The sequence below is a fragment of the Psychromonas sp. genome, from assembly GCF_983033635.1.
The window spans coordinates 1-3,254 of record NZ_CEZLMY010000269.1; the positions used below are offsets into that span (position 1 = coordinate 1).

The following is a 3,254-nucleotide window of genomic DNA, read 5'->3' on the forward strand; positions in this document are numbered from 1 at the left end:
ACTTTCAGTTGGCCGGTTATGTTCGATATAGTTTTCCGCTTCCAAGCTCATAAAGTAGTGCACGGAATCATCGTTGCCCCAGTCGTAAACCAGATTGATCATGGCGATAAATACCAGCATCACGATTGCAACCAGCAGAATGATCTGCAGTGAGATATAACGGCTAATACTGCGCGGCAACATTATGCCTGCTCCTCTGGTGCGGCGATCATCACTCCCCGGCCGCGAACAGTGGTGATAAGAGGGCTAAGCTTTTGGGGTTCGACCACTTTACGTAATCGATAAATCAGCATCTTCAGCGCGTCTTGGGATGGCGCTTCACCGCCCCAGACATGGTTTTCAATATCGACTTTTGCCACTACTGACGGGCTGCGTTTGACGAGAATTTCCAGCAATCGCCATTCGGCGGCGCTTAGAATCAGCTGCTGACCTGCTCGGTATGCCTGCTGCGCGGTCAGATCGAGCTCCAAGTCGGCAATGTTAATTTTATTTGCAGGCGGGTGGGCTCGATGTGCCAGGATTTTGATCCGTGCGGTTAGCTCGGCCAGCTCAAAAGGTTTAACTAAATAATCATCTGCGCCTTTTTCAAAGCCTGTAAGCTTGTCCTCCAGCTTGCTCCTAGCGGTGAGCAGCATGCAGGGCGTGTGATTGCCGCTGCAGCGGAGTTTATCCAGGAAGCTAAAGCCATCCATTTTCGGCATCATCACATCAGAGACAATTACTTGGTAGGAATTCTCTTCAAGGAGATTAAGGGCCATGGAGCCGTTATAGGCGATATCACACTCAATGGATTCGGCTTCTAGGTATTCAATAACCAGTTCAGCCAAGTCCATATTATCTTCGACAAGCAGTATCTGCATTCAACGGCTCCTTTTGAATTAAAACAGTGGTTGATCATTGGTGACACAGTGTATACCGCCTCCCGCTTCAGCAATAATAGAGGCGTCGATCAGGTACACATTTCTATCGGGATAGAAAGACTCGAGCCGGGCCTGCAGCGCCTTATTGTCTTCATCATATTCATCGGCCATGGCAATGATAAAGCCGTTTCCTACCAGCCAGTTAGGATTACCGTCATAACGCAGTACCTTGAGCCCGGCAGCTTGTACATCGGTAACTAATTGATCGTCTGTCGTACTGTCATCAAGAACAGTGACGACTAATGTATTGCTATTGATGAATCGTGCGGTGCCGTCAATGTGGCCGGTTGTACCGTCTTCCGGGTAATGACCATAAGCCCAGACAATGGTATGTACCCCGAGCTTTTCTTTTAAGATTGCTTCATGCTCTTGCTGCGTCATGCCTGGGTTACGCTGATCCTGGCAATCCCAGTTGATCACTAGAAAGCCATCGCCATTCACCTCTACATTACCTTTCTCCAGTATGTAGTCAAGATATTGTTTAGACTCGACATTTAGCTGCTTGGCAACATAGTCCGGGATGAGATTATCATTGCTGTAGCTAACGTTGCCGCCAAAGTTGCCGCCCCAGGCGTCAAAGCTCCAGTTTTGAATCCAGGTTTTCTTACCGTCGGTGACATAAATAGGCCCGTTGTCACGCATCCAGGCGTTGTCGAATGGCACTACATGCCACTGAATGTTCTTATCAGCGACATCGAGTTCGCTTAATAACTCCTGAGCCTGACTTTTTTCCTGCTCGTTACGAGTAAGCATGTGCACTGGCTGATATTGCTGCACGACTGAAACGATCCTGGCGAATGCCGGACGCATACTCGCTTCCCACTGATCAGGATACTGCATCCAGACTGCGGCTTGGGGTTCCCATTCAGCTGGAACACGCACGTTAGTTGTGTCGGTTGGGGTTATTGTTGATGGCGACTCCGTTGAGGTTATTGTTGATGTTGAGTCGGGAGAGCATGCCGCCAAAGCTGCCGAAGCACTCAAAATAACGATATTTTGTAGATAGCGAGAAGAACTGAACATAAGCCTTTCCTTTTGTTTGTGTTTGCACCGAATTGACAGAGCTAGTTTAAGAAAGGTTGGGTAACGGGAAGGTAACGTGCTGCGATATCAAGCGAAACTAATCATGGAATCCTGCATAATCCTCATGAGTGTAACTGCATAATTTCTAGTTAGAGGTATTATTCAATGCAGCTAATGGGGGTAAAAAAGGCTTGCCTGTCCCGCCTTTTCTTTGCCTTTTCTGTTGGCTTGGTGGATTTATGATAAACCCAAAGTTTTTTGTATAAAAAAGCAAAACGCAAGACCTTCGCCATTTATGACTTCATCCCAACTTGTTTTTTCATAACTTGGTTATTTTTTAATGATAATGTGATGGTGTGTAATATTTTTTTTAACCATGTGGTATATGCTTTTACGCTTAATTTCATGATTTTAAATAAAAATAAGGTTTGGATATCCAGCCTTCTTTTCTAATGTTTTATAGATAATTTCTCAATTTATTTAAGAATCAAATGGAGTAGACCAGCCAATGAAACTATCTCAAGTTCTATCAAGCATCAATCAAGTAGAAAAATCCAAATTTATTTCTTGTTTAGATAAGTTGTGCTCTGCCGCTACGCATCATGATAAACAATTAGCCTCGTCTGTTAGTAAAATCGATGGGCAAATAAAAAATGCGTCCGGTAGTGAAATTACAGCACTATTTTCATTAGTATCCTCCTATTTCAAAGATGAGGTCAAAGAGCAAATTGCAATGTCAGGCGCTCAAATCGGCCTGCTAATAAATATACTAACGAGAGATGGCAACAGCATCGCCAGGACTTCTTGGATTGAAGCTCTATATAACAAAGAGTGGAATGTACTTAAAAATGAATCTAGAGAGCTTCAAAATGAAATTGATTTAGGTAAAAACTTAGATGATTTTAATAGGGGGGCTCTTTTAGGTATTTACCAAGACTGTTTAACTGTCGCTTTTAAAAATGATGAAAAGACCAATCGAGAAGCTAAGATTACAGATGATGAAAGAAGTATTTTAAATACATTAGCTGATAGGTTAAATATCTCGATGGATGAAGCCTCTGCTATTGAACACTTAATAGATCCTATTCCGCAAAATAACGCTTTAGATGCGCTGAATGCACTCCGAGAAATGGGGGTGTTATTTATTAATAGAAAGCGCTCTGAAGTATTGGTTGCAGATGAAGTTGTTGCAATCTTGAATGAGATCCAGGGAAAGGAATTAGCAGATAAACATACACTTCGTATTCTTCGTTGCCTAAGTGATGCTGAGCTTTCAAATATATTAAAGCATTATGGTAAGAAGGTAAGGGG

The 3,254-nt window shown here is 43.4% G+C and carries 3 protein-coding genes and 1 pseudogene; 1 reads left to right on the plus strand and 3 read right to left on the minus strand.

Annotated features, from left to right (window positions below; translation table 11 throughout):
- From AC4GME_RS18295 to AC4GME_RS18305, 3 genes are all read right to left on the minus strand, one after another.
- Positions 1 to 183: hypothetical protein (locus AC4GME_RS18295; protein ID WP_490379990.1), on the minus strand; the 183-nt coding region annotated here is incomplete at its 3' end.
- A complete protein-coding gene (locus AC4GME_RS18300) occupies positions 183 to 860 on the minus strand; it encodes a response regulator transcription factor (RefSeq protein ID WP_490379991.1) in 678 nt (225 codons plus the stop codon). The genes AC4GME_RS18300 and AC4GME_RS18295, both read right to left, overlap by 1 nt.
- Positions 861 to 878: 18 nt before the next feature.
- On the minus strand, positions 879 to 1,943 hold the full coding sequence (locus AC4GME_RS18305) for an agmatine deiminase family protein (protein WP_490379992.1): 1,065 nt from the start codon (positions 1,941 to 1,943) through the stop codon (positions 879 to 881).
- A 508-nt stretch (positions 1,944 to 2,451) separates the two neighbouring features.
- Here AC4GME_RS18305 and AC4GME_RS18310 point away from each other — a divergent pair.
- Positions 2,452 to 3,254 (plus strand): annotated as a pseudogene (locus AC4GME_RS18310) (hypothetical protein); the annotation flags it as partial.

Bases quoted from the DNA above. Each gene is read 5' to 3' on its own strand.
- AC4GME_RS18300 (WP_490379991.1), bottom strand. From the start codon at position 860: ATGCAGATACTGCTTGTCGAAGATAATATGGACTTGGCTGAACTGGTT.
- AC4GME_RS18305 (WP_490379992.1), bottom strand. From the start codon at position 1,943: ATGTTCAGTTCTTCTCGCTATCTACAAAATATCGTTATTTTGAGTGCT.